Source organism: Billgrantia sp. Q4P2, assembly GCF_052806135.1.
Map to the genome: position 1 here is coordinate 153,354 of NZ_JBRBAI010000008.1, position 14,586 is coordinate 167,939.

Sequence of the window (14,586 nt, forward strand, 5' to 3'; positions counted from 1 at the left end):
ACCGGACGCCCCCCCCTACAAACAGGGGGGCAGAAACATTATCGGATAGCCGACGAACAGCGTCCCGCCCGCCGAGAACAGGAAGACACCCGCCGAAACGTAGGCAAAATAGCACTCGCGCAACTCTGCCTTGCGCCCTGCCGCGACGCTGGCCCAGGTCAGCCACAGCAGCAGCGCGGTGGTAACCAGCGTGGCCAACCCGACCCCGACATTGATGGCGGTCAGCATATCGCGCTCGGGGGCGGGTGGCGCCACCGAGCAGGCCACCGAGAGCCCGGCGTAGATGGCCACGAACCAGAGTCCCCAGATGGTCAGGCCGGTGACGAGATGGATCGGATGGGTCAGCCTCAACAAATGCTTCATGACGCCCCTCCCAGCAGGGTCGGTATGACCCAGATGGCCACGAACAGGGTCCAGTAGACGACCAGGTTGTAGTACCACAGACGCAGCACCACCAGCGGCTCGAGGGGGGCCTCGGCGCTGACGAAGCCATAGCCGACCCGCAGCCCCTGCAGCAGGCAAAGCAAGCCGCCCAGCAACGCGTGGATCAATACGTAGAGCAACGCCACCAGCAGCGTGGCATCGTGGGCGGTTTCGGTCGGCGCCAGCCCCGCCTGCCAAATCGTCAGGCCAAGCAGGACCGACTGCAACGTGCCGAGCCCGGCAGCCAGGTACATGCCCCCGCCAAGCCCCGCATCATTGCGTCGGCGCAAGCGGCGCACCAGCTTGGCCAGCCACGCGGTACCCAGCGTCAGGGCGATGCCGGCCCCCACCATCATCGGCATGGAGAGCGGTGACGTCTCCGGCATCTGCCACTCGGGCGCTACGGTCCACAGGTAGAACCAGCCGAACAGCAGGGAGAGGTAGAGCGAGCCGTTGGCCAGATGGGACACCGACATGGTCCAGACCCCGGGTCCGTTCATGGTGCGCGAATGAAGCGGCGGCTGTCCGGGCGCTACCGTGGAGTCGGGCGCAGCTTGGGGATGGGCACCGTTCTCCCACGACCAGCGCAACAGGAACACGGCGGCCACGAGTGTCGCTACCCCCGCTAGCGGATAGAGCCTGGCCAGCAGGCAGATGCAGACCGCCGCCAAGGCCAGGGCAGCGAAGAACGGCCACCAGGAGTTGGTGGGGAGATGCACCACTTCGCGCAGCTTGCCGGTCAGCGCATCGCTGCCCCAGGTCTCGCGCCGGCCATGATCGATGGTATTGAGGCCATGTTGCCCCTCGGTGATGGTGCGCGGCAGCTCGGGGTGGTCCCATAGCGGATGGCGCGTCTCCAGCCGCGGCAGGCTGACGAAATTGTAGGGCGTGGGCGGCTTGGGCATGGCCCACTCCAGGGTGTCGGCGTTCCACGGGTTCTGCGGCGCCTTCCTGCCGAAGCGGAAGTGAAGCGCGACGTCGAGGATCAACAGCGCCACGCCCGCGGACATCATGAACCCACCGACCGAGGAGATAAGGTTGTAGATGTCCCAGCCCATGGCGCTGTCGTAGGTGAACACGCGCCGGCGCATGCCCAGTAGTCCCGTCCAGTGCATGACCAGGAAGGTCACGTTGAAGCCGAGGAAGATCAGCCAGAAACTCCACTTGCCCAGCCGTTCCGACGGCATGCGCCCCGATACCAGCGGCAGCCAGTAGTAGAGTCCGGCGATCAGCGGGAACAGCATGCCGCCCACCAGCACGTAGTGCATGTGGGCGACCACGAAGTGAGTATCGTGAACCTGCCAGTTGAACGGCACCAGCGCCAGCATCACACCGGTCAGCCCGCCCAGCACGAAGATCACCAGGAAGCCGACGATCCACAGCATCGGCAGCGACATGACCGGCCGCCCCAGCCACAGCGTGGCGAGCCAGACGAAGATCTGGATGCCGGTGGGAATCGCCACCAGCATGCTCGCCGCCGAGAAGAACGCCAGCGCCAGCTGTGGGATGCCCAGGGTGAACATGTGGTGCACCCACAGGCCGAAGCTGACGAAGCCCATGATGACGATGGCCGCCACCACCCAGCCGTAGCCGACGATGGGGCGCCTGGCGAAGACCGGGATCAGGGTCGAGACGATGCCCGCCCCCGGCAGGAAGATGATGTAGACCTCGGGGTGGCCGAACAGCCAGAACAGGTGAGCCCACAATACCGGATCACCGCCCCCGGCCACGTCGAAGAAGGGCATGCCGGTGGCACGCTCCAGCTCGAGCAGAATGCTGCCGAGGATCAGTGGCGGAAAGCCGACCACGATCATCAGCGCCATGGCCAGGATGTACCAGGCGAACAGCGGCATCTTGTGCAGCGCCATGCCCTCGGTGCGCGTGCGCAGGATCGACACCACCAGCTCCAACCCGGCGGAGAGGGCCGAGATTTCCACGAAGGTAACGCCCAGCAGCCAGAAATCCGACCCAGGCCCGGGCGAATAGTCACCGCTGCTCAGCGGGGTATACATGAACCAGCCGCTTGACGGCGCCATTTCCAGCAGCAGGCTGGAGGTCAGGATGATGCCGCCGAACAGATAGCAGAAGTAGCCGAAGGCGGAAAGCCGCGGGCAAACCAGGTCGCGTGCACCGATCATCTTGGGGATCATGTAGATCGCCAGCCCCTCGAGAATGGGGATGGCGAACAGGAACATCATCACCGTGCCGTGCATGGAGAAGACCTGGTTGTAGGTCTCGTGCGACATGAAGTCGTTATCGGGGAAGGCGAGCTGGGTGCGGATCAGCATGGCCAGAAGCCCGCCGATCAAGAAGAAGATCGCCCCGGTAACCATGAAGCGCAGCCCGACGCTGGTGTGGTTGACCACGGTCAAGGCACCCAGGCCGGGCGGATTGGCCCAGACCCTGGCCAACCCCTCATGCAGCCGGCGAACTTCCGGTGTCAGAGTCGCGTCCTTGGTATCGCTCATGGTTCCAACGCCTCCAGCCAGGCACCGATGTCCTGCAATGTCTCGGCTCCGACATGGTTGTGGGGCGGCATCCTATTGCCGGGCTTGAGCGTCTGGTGGTGCTGCAGCCAGTAGGCGATGGCGCCCTCGTCCATGGGCAACACACCGGCGCCCAGCGTGGGGCGGGAGCCGATGTCGCTGAGGTTGGGCCCTTGAATGTCGTGGGTCACGTCCTCGACGATGAGCTCTTCGGGGAAGCCATCGACCGTGTGGCAGGCCGCGCAGTGCTCGCCGAAGGCCTCACGCGCCTGGTCGAACCCTTCTTGCGGCTCGGGTGGCGAGCGCCGCTCGGTCAGCCAGGCTTCGAAGTCGTCACGCTCCAGCGCCTCGACGTGAAGCAGCATGTGAGTGTGCTGTGCACCGCAGTACTCGGCGCACTGGGCGCCGAAGACACCGGGCGCATCGGCCGCGAGGCGAATGGTGGTGTACCGCCCTGGAACCATGTCCCGCTTGCCGCCCAGCCGCGGGATCCAGAAAGCGTGGATGACGTCGGCACTGGTCAAGCGAAAGTCGACGGGCTCGCCGGCCGGCATCACCAGCCGATTGGCGGTGACGACATCCCGCTCGCCCTCCTCGCCGGGGTAACGTATCTCCCACCACCACTGGTGCCCGACCACCTCGATACGCTCGGCTTCGCCCTCCGGTAGCGGCAAGGGCAGCATGCCGCGTCCCGTCGGCGCGGCAAATACCAGTAATGCAATGATGCTGACGACAGGCAGCAAAACGCCGCCACCGAGGACCCAGCGCAGCATGATGCGCTGCTCCTCCCGCGGCGTTCGCTGCGGCTGCTCCCGCCGTCGAAAGGTGAACAGCCATAGCGCGAATAGCGTAAGCGCAACGACCGCGCTGATGCCGAACATGGCCCACCACACCCAGAACTGCGCCCGAGCTGCCGGCCCCGAGGGGTCCATGATCGACATCTCGCCGCTGCAGCCGGTCAGCAGGCCAAGCAGCGGCAAGACGCTCCACACTAGTGTGCGTGAGCGGTTGACCCGGTGCCGGCCAGGGCGTTGAATGCCAGGGAGAGCATTGAACCGATCGCAAAGGACGCGAATATGGCTGACCGACCGAGACGCTCGATCAAGAGCCGCGCCGCCATTGCCGGCCATCCTCTCCACCCCACCCTGGTGCACTTCCCCATCGCCTGCCTGATGCTGGTGGTCGGCAGCGATGCCCTCTTTCTCTACACCGGCGACACGTTCTGGGCGCGCACCAGCCTGTGGCTTGCCGGCATCGGCGCGCTGGGCGGCTGGGTCGCCAGTATCGCCGGCCTCATCGACCTGATTACGGTCAAGCGCATACGCGAGCTGATTCTCGGCTGGTGCCACGCCATCCTCGCGGTAATGATGCTGTCGCTGGCCTCGCTCAACTGGCTGTGGCGATTCCTCGCCCCCACCGACCTGCTGCCCTGGGCCGTGGGCCTGACGCTGATGACGGCAGGGCTCATCGTGCTCACCGGGATCATCGGCGGCATGCTCGTCTACGACGAGGCGGTCGGCGTTGAAATCGACGACAAGTGACGCAAACCGTGCTTGGCGGGTCGAGTTGCGCATCGAGACTCTCCTTGTCATGCCTCAAGCGAATGGCTTGCTCAGCACCAGCACCAGCACGGCGAGCATCAGCGATGCCGCCAAGGCGGCAATCAAACCACTCGCCGGCAACAGGAAGCGACGCCGGTTGCGCTCCAGCCGCACGATCAGGGCGCCGCACAAGACATGGCACAGCACCATGCCGCTCACTGCCGCAAGTTTCACGACCAGCCAGCCGCCGATGAGCTGCCCGACGAGGAACAGCGCCGTGCCACTCATGATCGCCAGCAGGGCGAAGGGAGTGGCGACATGGGTGAAGAGAAAACGCAGCAGGGCCGGCGCAGGCACCTCGAAGTTGGCCTCCCCCCGCGTTCTGGCACTCGCCAACAGCAGGGCCGGCAAATAGAGCAACGCCGCACACCAGCACAGCAGCATGGCGATGTGCAGAATCTTGATCCACGGCATGACAGCATCCTTGCAGCAGCAGTGTGACCCCACCCTACCCAATGTAGGGCAGCGAGGCCAGGTTTACTCGGGCGACTTGCCATGCGCCGCTATGCAGGGCTTCTCTCACCCCATTACACAGCCTCTCCTGCCGAAACCGCATGACACCGGCTGGCAACGCGGCGAAACATTCGGCAATTGCGCCCTGGCAAGAAAAAGTGTTCCCTCGGCTTAACACTAAGAACTTCGTGCCCCCTCAGCGAGTCAGAGTATCGGGATGGTGTTACTCATCCTTGGCGCCAGTCTGGCCGGAAACGGGGTAATCTTCATTGGACCGTGTCGAAGCAGGAGAACCATCCATGGCCGAAAAGAGCCACCCCATGGCTACACAGAGCCGACGAACCTTTCTTCGCAATGGTTTGCTGGGCGTCGCCGCCCTGCCCCTGGGAATCGGTATCCTCTCGCGTCAGGCCTTCGCCCAGAACCTGCCAAGGCTCGACCCCAACGATGAGCAGGCCCAGGCGTTGAACTATGTCGAAGTGGCTGAGCAAGCCAGCGACCATCCTGCCTACGAAGCGGGAGAAACCTGCAGCAACTGCATGTTCTTCGAACGCCGCAGCGAAGGCTGCCAGCTATTCCCCCAGAACAGCGTCGAGCCCGCAGGCTGGTGCCAATCCTGGGTCAGTATGGACTGAGCGAGCCCCAAGGCCCGCCACTGCCCTCCTTTCCATGCACTATTCCTTGCCTTCCTCGTCGGGGAGCGGCCATTGATAGCGCCGGACGACCGCCCCCTCCTCGGAGAGCGATTCCAGCCGTACGGGGAAGCCCCACAGTTGATGCAGGTGCCGGATCACAGGGTAGACACTGCGGCCCATGGGGCGCCGGCTATCCTGCACGTGATGCAGGGTCAGCGAGCGGTTACCGCGGATGTTGGCCTCGTAGACCTGGATGTTGGGCTCGCGCAGCGACAGCGCATACTGCTGCGCCAACGCCTCGCGGATCCGGCGATAGCCACGCTCGTCATGGATGGCGGTCACCTCCAACATCTCTTCCTGGTCGTCGTCGACAATGCTGAACAGCTTGAGGTCGCGCATCACCTTGGGTGACAGGAACTGCTGGATGAAGGACTCGTCCTTGAAGTTGCACATGGCGAAGTGCACCGCCTCCAGCCAATCGCTACCCGCGGTGTCGGGAAACCACTCACGGTCCTCGTCGGTAGGGTTCTCGCACATGCGCTTGATGTCGCTGAACATGGCGAAGCCCAGCGCATAGGGGTTGATACCGCTGTAGTAGGGGCTGTCGAAGCCGGGCTGGCTGACCACCGCGGTATGCGACTGCAGGAACTCCAGCATCAGGCCCTCGTCGACCAGGCCCTCGTCATAGAGCCGGTTCATCAGGGTGTAGTGCCAGAACGAGGCCCAGCCCTCGTTCATGACCTGCGTCTGGCGCTGGGGATAGAAGTACTGTGCCAGCTTGCGTACGATGCGCACGATCTCGCGCTGCCAGGGCGCCAGCAGCGGTGCGTTCTTCTCGAGAAAGTAGAGCAGGTTCTCCTGGGGCTCGGGAGGATAGCGCCCAGCCGTATGCAGACCCAGGGGATCCTCCTCGCTGTCCAGGCTGCCAGGCAGGGTGTCGGCCTGCTGGCGCCCCGGAATGGTACGCCACAGCGTGTTGACCTGGGCCTGGAGATACTCCTCGCGCTCCGCCTGGCGCCGCACCTCCTCCTCGGCGGAGATCGGCGACGGCCGCTTGTAGCGGTCGACACCATAGTTCTGCAAGGCATGGCAGGCGTCGAGGAGTTGTTCAACGGCCGTCACGCCGTGGCGCTCCTCGCATTCGGCCACGTAGCGGCGGGCGAACACCAGGTAATCGACGATCGAACTGGCATCCGTCCAGGCGCGGAACAGGTAGTTGCCCTTGAAGAAGGAATTGTGGCCATAGCAGGCATGGGCCATCACCAGCACCTGCATCATCAGCGTGTTCTCTTCCATCAGATAGGCGATGCAAGGGTCGGAGTTGATCACCAGCTCGTAGGCGAGCCCCATCTGGCCGCGCCGATAGGCCTGCTCCACCGCCAGGAACTGCTTGCCGAACGACCAGTGATGGTAGCCCACCGGCATCCCCACGCTGGCATAGGCATCCATCATCTGCTCGGTGGTAATGATCTCGATCTGGTTGGGATAGGTGTCCAGCCGATACTCGTCGGCCAGCCTGGCCAGCTCCCGTTCATACGCTTCGAGGATCTCGAAGTTCCAGTCGGAACCGGTGGCAATCGGCTTGCGTCGGGTCATGTTGCCTCCTCGTCACGTCAATGGGCGGCACGGCGCTTGAACAGCTCGCGGAACACCGGGTAGATGTCACCCGCCTCGACGATCTGACGCATGGCGAAGCGGTCGGGGAACTCGGCGGCCACCGTCTCGTACTCCTCCCACAGCGCCTGGTGCGCGTGGGGGGTGATTTCCACGTAGGTGTAGTACTGCAGGCGCGGCATCAGCGACTTCATCAGCCGCTCGCGGCAATTCACCGAGTCATCGTCCCAGTTGTCGCCGTCCGAGGCTTGGGCCACGTAGAGGTTCCACTGCGTGGGCGGGTAGCGCCGGGTGATGATCTCGTCGACCAGCGTCAGGGCGCTGGAGACGATGGTGCCGCCGGTCTCCCGCGAGTAGAAGAACTCCTCCTCGTCGACCTCCTTGGCTGCGGTGTGGTGGCGCACGAAGACCAGCTCGACCTTCTCGTAGTTGCGCTCGAGAAACAGGTACAACAGCAAGAAGAAGCGCTTGGCAATGTCCTTGTGGGCCTGGGTCATGGAGCCGGAAACGTCCATGACGCAGAACATCACCGCCTTGCTCGAGGGCTGCGGCTGATTGATCAGGTTGTTGTAGCGCAGGTCATAGGTGTCGATGAAAGGCACCGCCTCGAGACGCTTCTCGAGACGCTCGATCTCCGCCTTGAGTTCGCTGATGCGCGATGGATTACGCAGTACCGGGTCCTTGCGCTCCTCCTCTTCCAGCGCCTCCTGCGCTTCGCGCAGTGCACGACGAATGGGCGCACGCATGGCAATGCGCCGGGCATACGCCTCGCGCATGGAGCGCACGATGTTGATCCGCGCCGGCACCCCGTCGCGGGTAACCCCGGCACGCACCGGTTTCACGTCATCCAGGTCCTTGAGCGCCTTGCGCTCGAGATGCGGCAGCTCCAGCCCATCAAAGACGAAGTCGAGAAACTCCTCGCGGGTCAGGCTGAAGGCGAACTCGTCCATCCCTTCGCCCTGGTTGGAGGCGTTGCCCTCGCCGGCGCCTCCTCCACCGCCGCTCCCGCCGGGGCGGCGCAGGCGATCACCCTCGACGAACTCCTTGTTGCCGGGGTTGACGATGGTGCGCTTGCCGCCCGGGCCGTGCTGGAACACCGGCTCCGAGATGTCGCGAGTCGGAATCGAGACCTTCTCGCCGCGCTCCATGTCGGTGATCGAGCGGCGGTTGACGGCTTCCTCGACCGAACGCTTGATGTGCGTGCGATAACGATCGAGGAAGCGCTGGCGGTTCACGGCGCTCTTGTTCTTGGCGTTGGCGCGTCGATCGATGAAATAGGTCATGTTGACCTCCTGGCTCGCGCCGATTATTGCGATTTACGCACCCGCAGATACCACTCGGAGAGCAGCCTCACCTGCTTCTCGGTATAGCCACGCTCCTTCATGCGAGCCACGAAGTCCTCGTGTTTCTTCTGGTCCGCGGTCGAAGCCTTGGCGTTGAAGGAGATCACCGGCAGCAACTCCTCGGTGTTGGCGAACATCTTGTGCTCAATGACCCCACGCAGCTTCTCGTAGGACTGCCAACTGGGGTTCATGCCGTTGTTCTGGGCCCGCGCCCGCAGCACGAAGTTGACCACCTCGTGGCGGAAATCCTTGGGATTGGAGATGCCTGCCGGCTTCTCGATCTTCTCCAGCTCCTCGTTGAGCGCCTGGCGGTTGAACAACTCCCCGGTTTCCGGATCGCGATACTCCTGGTCCTGAATCCAGAAGTCGGCGTAGGTGACGTAGCGGTCGAAGATGTTCTGGCCGTACTCGGAGTAGGACTCGAGATAGGCGGTCTGGATCTCCTTGCCGATGAAGTCGACGTAGCGCGGCGCCATGAACTCCTTGATGTAGCGCAGGTAGCGCTCGAAGGTCTCCTTGGGCAGGTGTTCCTGTTCGAGGCGCTGTTCCAGCACGTAGAGCAGGTGCACCGGGTTGGCCGCAATCTCGTGGTTGTCGAAGTTGAACACCTTGGACAGGATCTTGAAGGCGAAGCGCGTGGAGAGCCCGTCCATGCCTTCGTCGACGCCCGCCGAATCGCGATACTCCTGGATCGACTTGGCCTTGGGGTCGGTGTCCTTGAGGTTCTCGCCATCGTAGACCCGCATCTTGGAATAGATGCTCGAGTTCTCCGGCTCCTTGAGCCGCGAGAGCACCGAGAACTGGGCCAGCATGCGCAGGGTATCGGGGGCGCAGGGCGCTTCGGCCAGCGACGAGTGTTCGAGCAGCTTCTTGTAGATGTTGATCTCTTCCGTGACACGCAGGCAGTAGGGCACCTTGACGATGTAGACACGGTCGAGGAACGCCTCGTTGTTGCGGTTGTTGCGAAACGCCTGCCATTCGCTCTCGTTGGAGTGGGCCAGCACGATGCCTTCGAAGGGAATCGCACCCATGCCCTCGGTGGGGTTGTAGTTGCCCTCCTGGGTGGCGGTCAGCAGCGGGTGCAGCACCTTGATCGGCGCCTTGAACATCTCGATGAACTCCATCAGCCCCTGGTTGGACTTGCACAGGCCGCCGGAGAAGCTGTAGGCGTCCGGGTCGTCCTGGGAGTAGAGTTCGAGCTGGCGGATATCGACCTTGCCCACCAGCGAGGAGATGTCCTGGTTGTTCTCGTCGCCCGGCTCGGTCTTGGAGATGGCGATCTGGTTGAGCCGCGAGGGATACAGCCGCACCACCTTGAACTGCGAGATGTCGCCGCCATACTCCTTGAGCCGCTTGGCCGCCCAGGGCGACATAACGCTCTTCACGTAGCGGCTCGGGATGCCGTACTCCTTCTCGAGCAGCTCGCCATCCTCCTCGGGCGAGAACAGGCCCAGCGGCGACTCGTACACCGGCGAGCCCTTGATGGCATAGAACGGAATTCGCTCCATCAGCAGCTTGAGCCGCTCGGCCAGCGACGACTTGCCACCGCCCACCGGCCCCAGCAGGTAGAGGATCTGCTTGCGCTCCTCGAGCCCCTGGGCGGCATGGCGGAAGTAAGCCACGATCTGCTCGATCGCCTCCTCCATGCCATAGAACTCGGAGAAGGCTGGATAGCGGCGAATCACCTTGTTGGAAAAGATTCGGGAGAGCCGCGGATCCTTGGCAGTGTCGATCACCTCGGGTTCGCCGATGGCCTTCAGCATCCGCTCGGCGGCGCTGGCGTAGGCCATAGGGTCCTCGCGACACAGCTCCAGGTATTCCTGCAGGCTCATTTCCTCCTGCTGAACACGGGAGAAGCGGTTCTGCACATGATCGAAGATGCTCATCGAAGCCTCCTATTTGCCTACCCTGTTGGCCACCCGGTCGGAATGACCCCCTTGGGTTACTCATCAGCCTAGACACTTCGGGACGGAGTGGGTGGCAAAGAATCAACGCAAGGTAAGGATAATCATGAGAACGCCGGAGACGCCAAGGGTTCGATGGCTGAGAAAGATGGGATTAAACGCTGTTAGGACGCAGCCGAGCACGCCCCGCTCGCATCGACCGAACGGGCGGTGAAATTCCTGAAGGCGCATGGCACGTGGCCTGGGACCCATTTCGAAGTCTAAACGCCCCAACCCCGAGGATCGACAACGTGACGGCTGGTCGGGCAACCGGCCGTCACGTGCTGCAGAAATGTCATTGGGTGGGTAGCATGTGATTTCTTCAGCTTAGCTACCTTGGCGGATTCTGTCGTCAACGCTGCACGCTAGAGCCCTGCTGCCACCCGAGTGCCCTGCTCGATGGCACGCTTGGCATCGAGTTCGGCGGCTTCGTCGGCGCCACCGATCAGATGCACCGCCACACCGGCTTCCCGGAGCGGCTCGAGCAGCTCGCGCACCGGATCCTGGCCGGCGCAGATCACCACGCTGTCGACCTCGAGCAGGCGCGGCTCCTCGTTATGGCGGATATGCAGGCCTGCGTCGTCGATACCGACATACTCGCAGCCGGCCAATGCCTCGACGCCGCGGTGGCGCAGCGATGCCCGATGCACCCAGCCGGTAGACTTGCCCAGCCCCTTGCCCGGCTTGGACGACTTGCGCTGCAGCAGGAAGACCTGGCGCGGCGTGTCGGGGCGCTCGGGCGGACGAATGCCGCCGCGCTCGGAAACGCCGAGGTCCACGCCCCACTCGGCGCACCAGGCCTCACGATCCAGCGAAGGATGGCCCACGTGGGTGAGCAGCTCGGCCACGTCGAAGCCAATGCCGCCGGCACCGATGATCGCCACCCGCCGCCCGACCCGCTCGGGGTGCAGGATGGCCGTGGGGTAACTCATCACCTTGGGATGCTCGATGCCCGGCAATTCCAGGCGTCGCGGGCGCACGCCGGTGGACAGGATCACCGCATCGAAGGCGCGCAGTGCCTGCACGTCGGGTTCACTGCCGAGTTTGACCGTAACGCCGTGCTTGGCGAGCATCACCTTGAAGTAGCGCAGGGTTTCGTCGAACTCCTCCTTGCCGGGAATCTTGCGCGCCAGGTTGAACTGCCCGCCCAGCTCGCCGGTACGCTCGAACAGCACCACACGATGACCGCGTCGAGCGGCGGTAAGCGCCGCCGCCATGCCTGCCGGGCCGCCCCCTACCACGGCGACATCACACGGCGTCTCGGCCGGCTCAACGACGAGTTCCGTCTCGTGACACGCCTGAGGGTTGACCAGGCAGGAAGTGAGCTTGCCCTGGAAGGTATGATCGAGGCACGCCTGGTTGCAGGCGATGCAGGTATTGATCTCGTCGTCCCGCCCCTCGGCTGCCTTGCTCACCCAGGCCGGGTCGGCCAGGAAGGGGCGCGCCATGGAGACCATGTCGGCGTGCCCTTCGGCAAGTACGCGCTCCGCCACCTCGGGCATGTTGATGCGGTTGGTAGTGATCAGCGGAATGGAGAGTTCGGCCTTCATACGCCGGGTGACCTCGGTGAAGGCCGCCCGCGGCACACTGGTGACGATGGTAGGCACGCGCGCCTCGTGCCAACCGATGCCGGTATTGATCAGGCTGGCCCCGGCGGACTCGATGGCATGGCCCAGGGTCACGACCTCCTCCCAGGTGCTGCCCTCTTCCACCAGATCGATCATCGAAAGGCGGAAGATGATCAGGAAATCGGCGCCCACCGCCTCACGGATACGCGAGACGATCTCGACCGCAAAGCGCATGCGGTTCTCGAAAGGGCCACCCCAGCGGTCGTCACGATGGTTGGTGCGCAGGCACAGGAACTGGTTGATCAGGTAGCCCTCGGAACCCATCACCTCGACGCCGTCGTAGCCGGCCTCGCGGGCCAGGGAAGCGCAGCGCACGTAGGCGTCGATCTGGAGCTCCACCTCAGCGTCGCTGAGCTCGCGCGGAGTGAAGGGGTTGATCGGCGCCTGGATTGGCGACGGCGCCACCAGCTCGGGCGAATAGGCGTAGCGTCCGGCATGCAGTATCTGCATGCAAATATGACTGCCTTCGGCATGTACCGTCTCGACCACGCCGCGATGGTCGGCCACCTGCTCGGCCCGCTCCAGCGTGGCGGCGCCCTGGAACACCGCACCCTCCGCGTTGGGAGCGATACCCCCGGTGACGATCAGGCCCACGCCCTCGCGGGCGCGCTCGGCATAGAAGGCCGCCAACCGCGCAAAGCCGTTCGGCGCCTCCTCGAGGTTGGTATGCATGGAGCCCATCAGCACGCGATTGGGCAGCGTCAGATGGCCCACCTCGAGCGGACGGAAAAGATGAGGATAGCGCACGCCGAACTCCTCCTTGGGTCGAGTCACGGTAGATTTCAAACAACTGTATGATAGCCAGGCGGCAGGCGCAAAGAAAAACGACGCTTCCGCCCGAAGACGAAGTACGCTTTGCTCTCGCTACGGGAGACGCCGCGACTCATGCATATCGGGCGAAGGCAAGACGGAGGGAGTATAGACGAAACGAAAAGGCCCCGAGCCTGAAGCTCGGGGCCTGAAATCGAATGGCGGACCGGACGGGACTCGAACCCGCGACCTCCGGCGTGACAGGCCGGCATTCTAACCGACTGAACTACCGGTCCGCGTGGTGGGTGATACCGGACTCGAACCAGTGACCCCCAGCATGTGAGGCTGGTGCTCTAACCAACTGAGCTAATCACCCACGCATATCGCACTGCTGCGATGAGGACATACAGGCAGGGCATCATGGCGGACCGGACGGGACTCGAACCCGCGACCTCCGGCGTGACAGGCCGGCATTCTAACCGACTGAACTACCGGTCCACGACAGATGACACCTGCGACGGAAACGATGGCGGACCGGACGGGACTCGAACCCGCGACCTCCGGCGTGACAGGCCGGCATTCTAACCGACTGAACTACCGGTCCGCTGCATGCTTCCTACGTGATCACTACCGCTCGCTATCGCTTGGTGCTCGAGCGCGATGGTGGGTGGTACAGGGTTCGAACCTGTGACCCCCAGCTTGTAAGGCTGGTGCTCTCCCAGCTGAGCTAACCACCCCTGGTCACGTGGCGCTGAATTCTACAGGGATCGGCTTGGTTGTCAATGCCCTGGCCATGCAAAACGCTATCGACAACCCAGGCTCTCGAGGCGAAAACTGCTGCAGCCCGCGCCAACCGTAACGTTGCTCACTCCGGCGGCCGACGCGCTTGCATGAAAGTGGCAATCACGGCCGCACCCTCCTCGATCAGTTCCGCCTGGGTACGGCCCGACCGCTGCCGTGGCTTCCAGTCGTGGTCGCCGTCCTCCAGCCAGTGCAGGTGCACCTGGGCGGCGAACTCATAGTGTGAGACTTCCTCTTGCGTGCCGAAGGGATCGCGGGTGCCCTGCACCACCAGGGTGGGGCAGTCGATCAGCGGCCAATGTGCAAGCCGCAGGCTATCGGGCTTGCTCGGCGGATGGAAAGGATAGCCGCACAGCACCAGGCCGGCCGCCTGGTCACGTGCCGCCAACAGGCTGGCGGCACGGCCGCCCATGGACTTGCCGCCGAGCCAAAGGGTACCTCCTTGCGGCTGTGTCAGAATGTCGCACCAACGCGATAATTCTTCTACCAGGCGGTCGATCCTGGAAGGTGGGATCCGCCGCCCTTCGCGCTGCATGCGCTGCATGTAGCCGAACTCGATGGCCAGGGTCTGAACCCCTTGGCCGGCAAGCGCATCCCGTAATTGCCTCATGTAGGGAGAGTGCTGCCCAGCCCCCGCGCCATGGGCGATCAGCAATCGTCCGGCGGTTCCGCTCCCCCTCACTTCGAGCGGACCGACGCCTTCGACGAGCCAGTCGCCAGGCTCGCGATCGAGCCCCTGTTCGCGCAGCTGATGGGGGCCAATCGAAACCGGATCTAATCGTGCAAAGTTCGACACACGTCAAATTCCTATACGAGTTTCACCTGTATCCTTGTTTCAGTCTGTCAGGCGGCTGCGCTAGAATCCGCCCTGCTTTCTGACCTGCTTCAGCCAACCGGGAGTTCGTCGTG

The 14,586-nt window shown here is 63.7% G+C and carries 11 protein-coding genes and 5 tRNA genes; 2 read left to right on the forward strand and 14 right to left on the reverse strand.

Annotated features, from left to right (window positions below; translation table 11 throughout):
- Positions 1–15: 15 nt before the first annotated feature.
- The 3 genes from ACUY1T_RS15325 to coxB are packed head-to-tail and all read right to left on the reverse strand — an operon-like array spanning position 16 to position 3,889.
- Entirely contained in the window at positions 16–363 is a 348-nt protein-coding gene (locus ACUY1T_RS15325; RefSeq protein ID WP_446024232.1) for a hypothetical protein, read from the reverse strand.
- Positions 360–2,891: a cytochrome c oxidase subunit I gene (gene ctaD / locus ACUY1T_RS15330; RefSeq protein WP_446024234.1), complete on the reverse strand. Its 2,532-nt coding sequence runs from the start codon at positions 2,889–2,891 to the stop codon at positions 360–362. The genes ACUY1T_RS15325 and ctaD overlap by 4 nt, the downstream gene beginning before the upstream one ends.
- Positions 2,888–3,889: a cytochrome c oxidase subunit II gene (gene coxB, locus ACUY1T_RS15335; RefSeq protein ID WP_446024236.1), complete on the reverse strand. Its 1,002-nt coding sequence runs from the start codon at positions 3,887–3,889 to the stop codon at positions 2,888–2,890. The genes ctaD and coxB overlap by 4 nt, the downstream gene beginning before the upstream one ends.
- Positions 3,890–3,985: 96 nt before the next feature.
- Between coxB and ACUY1T_RS15340 the strand changes: the two genes are divergently transcribed.
- Positions 3,986–4,450, forward strand: coding sequence for a DUF2231 domain-containing protein (locus tag ACUY1T_RS15340; protein WP_446024238.1), 465 nt, complete (start codon positions 3,986–3,988; stop codon positions 4,448–4,450).
- A 54-nt stretch (positions 4,451–4,504) separates the two neighbouring features.
- On the opposite strand, the gene ACUY1T_RS15345 is transcribed toward ACUY1T_RS15340, so the two are convergent.
- Positions 4,505–4,924, reverse strand: a complete 420-nt coding sequence (locus ACUY1T_RS15345) for a CopD family protein (protein ID WP_446024240.1) — start codon at positions 4,922–4,924, stop codon at positions 4,505–4,507.
- A 359-nt stretch (positions 4,925–5,283) separates the two neighbouring features.
- Between ACUY1T_RS15345 and ACUY1T_RS15350 the strand changes: the two genes are divergently transcribed.
- Positions 5,284–5,598 carry a high-potential iron-sulfur protein gene (locus tag ACUY1T_RS15350; protein WP_446024241.1) on the forward strand — a complete coding sequence of 105 codons (315 nt, stop codon included), beginning with the start codon at positions 5,284–5,286 and terminating at the stop codon, positions 5,596–5,598.
- A 39-nt stretch (positions 5,599–5,637) separates the two neighbouring features.
- Here the strand turns inward: ACUY1T_RS15350 and ACUY1T_RS15355 are convergent, their stop codons facing one another.
- The 10 genes from ACUY1T_RS15355 to ACUY1T_RS15400 all read right to left on the reverse strand — a co-directional run bounded on the left by ACUY1T_RS15355 (position 5,638) and on the right by ACUY1T_RS15400 (position 14,473).
- Positions 5,638–7,194, reverse strand: a complete 1,557-nt coding sequence (locus ACUY1T_RS15355) for a SpoVR family protein (RefSeq protein ID WP_446024243.1) — start codon at positions 7,192–7,194, stop codon at positions 5,638–5,640.
- 17 nt (positions 7,195–7,211) lie between these two features.
- Positions 7,212–8,495 carry a YeaH/YhbH family protein gene (locus tag ACUY1T_RS15360; protein WP_446024245.1) on the reverse strand — a complete coding sequence of 428 codons (1,284 nt, stop codon included), beginning with the start codon at positions 8,493–8,495 and terminating at the stop codon, positions 7,212–7,214.
- A gap of 23 nt (positions 8,496–8,518) precedes the next feature.
- Entirely contained in the window at positions 8,519–10,441 is a 1,923-nt protein-coding gene (locus ACUY1T_RS15365) for a PrkA family serine protein kinase (protein ID WP_446024247.1), read from the reverse strand.
- Between the two features lie 422 nt (positions 10,442–10,863).
- Complete coding sequence (locus tag ACUY1T_RS15370; RefSeq protein ID WP_446024337.1) at positions 10,864–12,807, reverse strand: FAD-dependent oxidoreductase; 1,944 nt, start codon at positions 12,805–12,807, stop codon at positions 10,864–10,866.
- 288 nt (positions 12,808–13,095) lie between these two features.
- Positions 13,096–13,172 (reverse strand) — tRNA-Asp (locus ACUY1T_RS15375).
- Between the two features lie 3 nt (positions 13,173–13,175).
- Positions 13,176–13,252, reverse strand: a tRNA-Val gene (locus ACUY1T_RS15380).
- A gap of 45 nt (positions 13,253–13,297) precedes the next feature.
- Positions 13,298–13,374 (reverse strand) — tRNA-Asp (locus ACUY1T_RS15385).
- A gap of 29 nt (positions 13,375–13,403) precedes the next feature.
- Positions 13,404–13,480 (reverse strand) — tRNA-Asp (locus ACUY1T_RS15390).
- 57 nt (positions 13,481–13,537) lie between these two features.
- Positions 13,538–13,613, reverse strand: a tRNA-Val gene (locus ACUY1T_RS15395).
- Between the two features lie 128 nt (positions 13,614–13,741).
- Entirely contained in the window at positions 13,742–14,473 is a 732-nt protein-coding gene (locus ACUY1T_RS15400) for an alpha/beta family hydrolase (RefSeq protein ID WP_446024249.1), read from the reverse strand.
- Positions 14,474–14,586: the final 113 nt, after the last annotated feature.

Bases quoted from the DNA above. Each gene is read 5' to 3' on its own strand.
- ACUY1T_RS15370 (WP_446024337.1), bottom strand. From the start codon at position 12,807: ATGGGCTCCATGCATACCAACCTCGAGGAGGCGCCGAACGGCTTTGCG.
- ctaD (WP_446024234.1), bottom strand. From the start codon at position 2,891: ATGAGCGATACCAAGGACGCGACTCTGACACCGGAAGTTCGCCGGCTG.
- ACUY1T_RS15340 (WP_446024238.1), top strand. From the start codon at position 3,986: ATGGCTGACCGACCGAGACGCTCGATCAAGAGCCGCGCCGCCATTGCC.
- ACUY1T_RS15325 (WP_446024232.1), bottom strand. From the start codon at position 363: ATGAAGCATTTGTTGAGGCTGACCCATCCGATCCATCTCGTCACCGGC.
- ACUY1T_RS15360 (WP_446024245.1), bottom strand. From the start codon at position 8,495: ATGACCTATTTCATCGATCGACGCGCCAACGCCAAGAACAAGAGCGCC.
- ACUY1T_RS15355 (WP_446024243.1), bottom strand. From the start codon at position 7,194: ATGACCCGACGCAAGCCGATTGCCACCGGTTCCGACTGGAACTTCGAG.
- ACUY1T_RS15345 (WP_446024240.1), bottom strand. From the start codon at position 4,924: ATGCCGTGGATCAAGATTCTGCACATCGCCATGCTGCTGTGCTGGTGT.
- ACUY1T_RS15365 (WP_446024247.1), bottom strand. From the start codon at position 10,441: ATGAGCATCTTCGATCATGTGCAGAACCGCTTCTCCCGTGTTCAGCAG.
- ACUY1T_RS15350 (WP_446024241.1), top strand. From the start codon at position 5,284: ATGGCTACACAGAGCCGACGAACCTTTCTTCGCAATGGTTTGCTGGGC.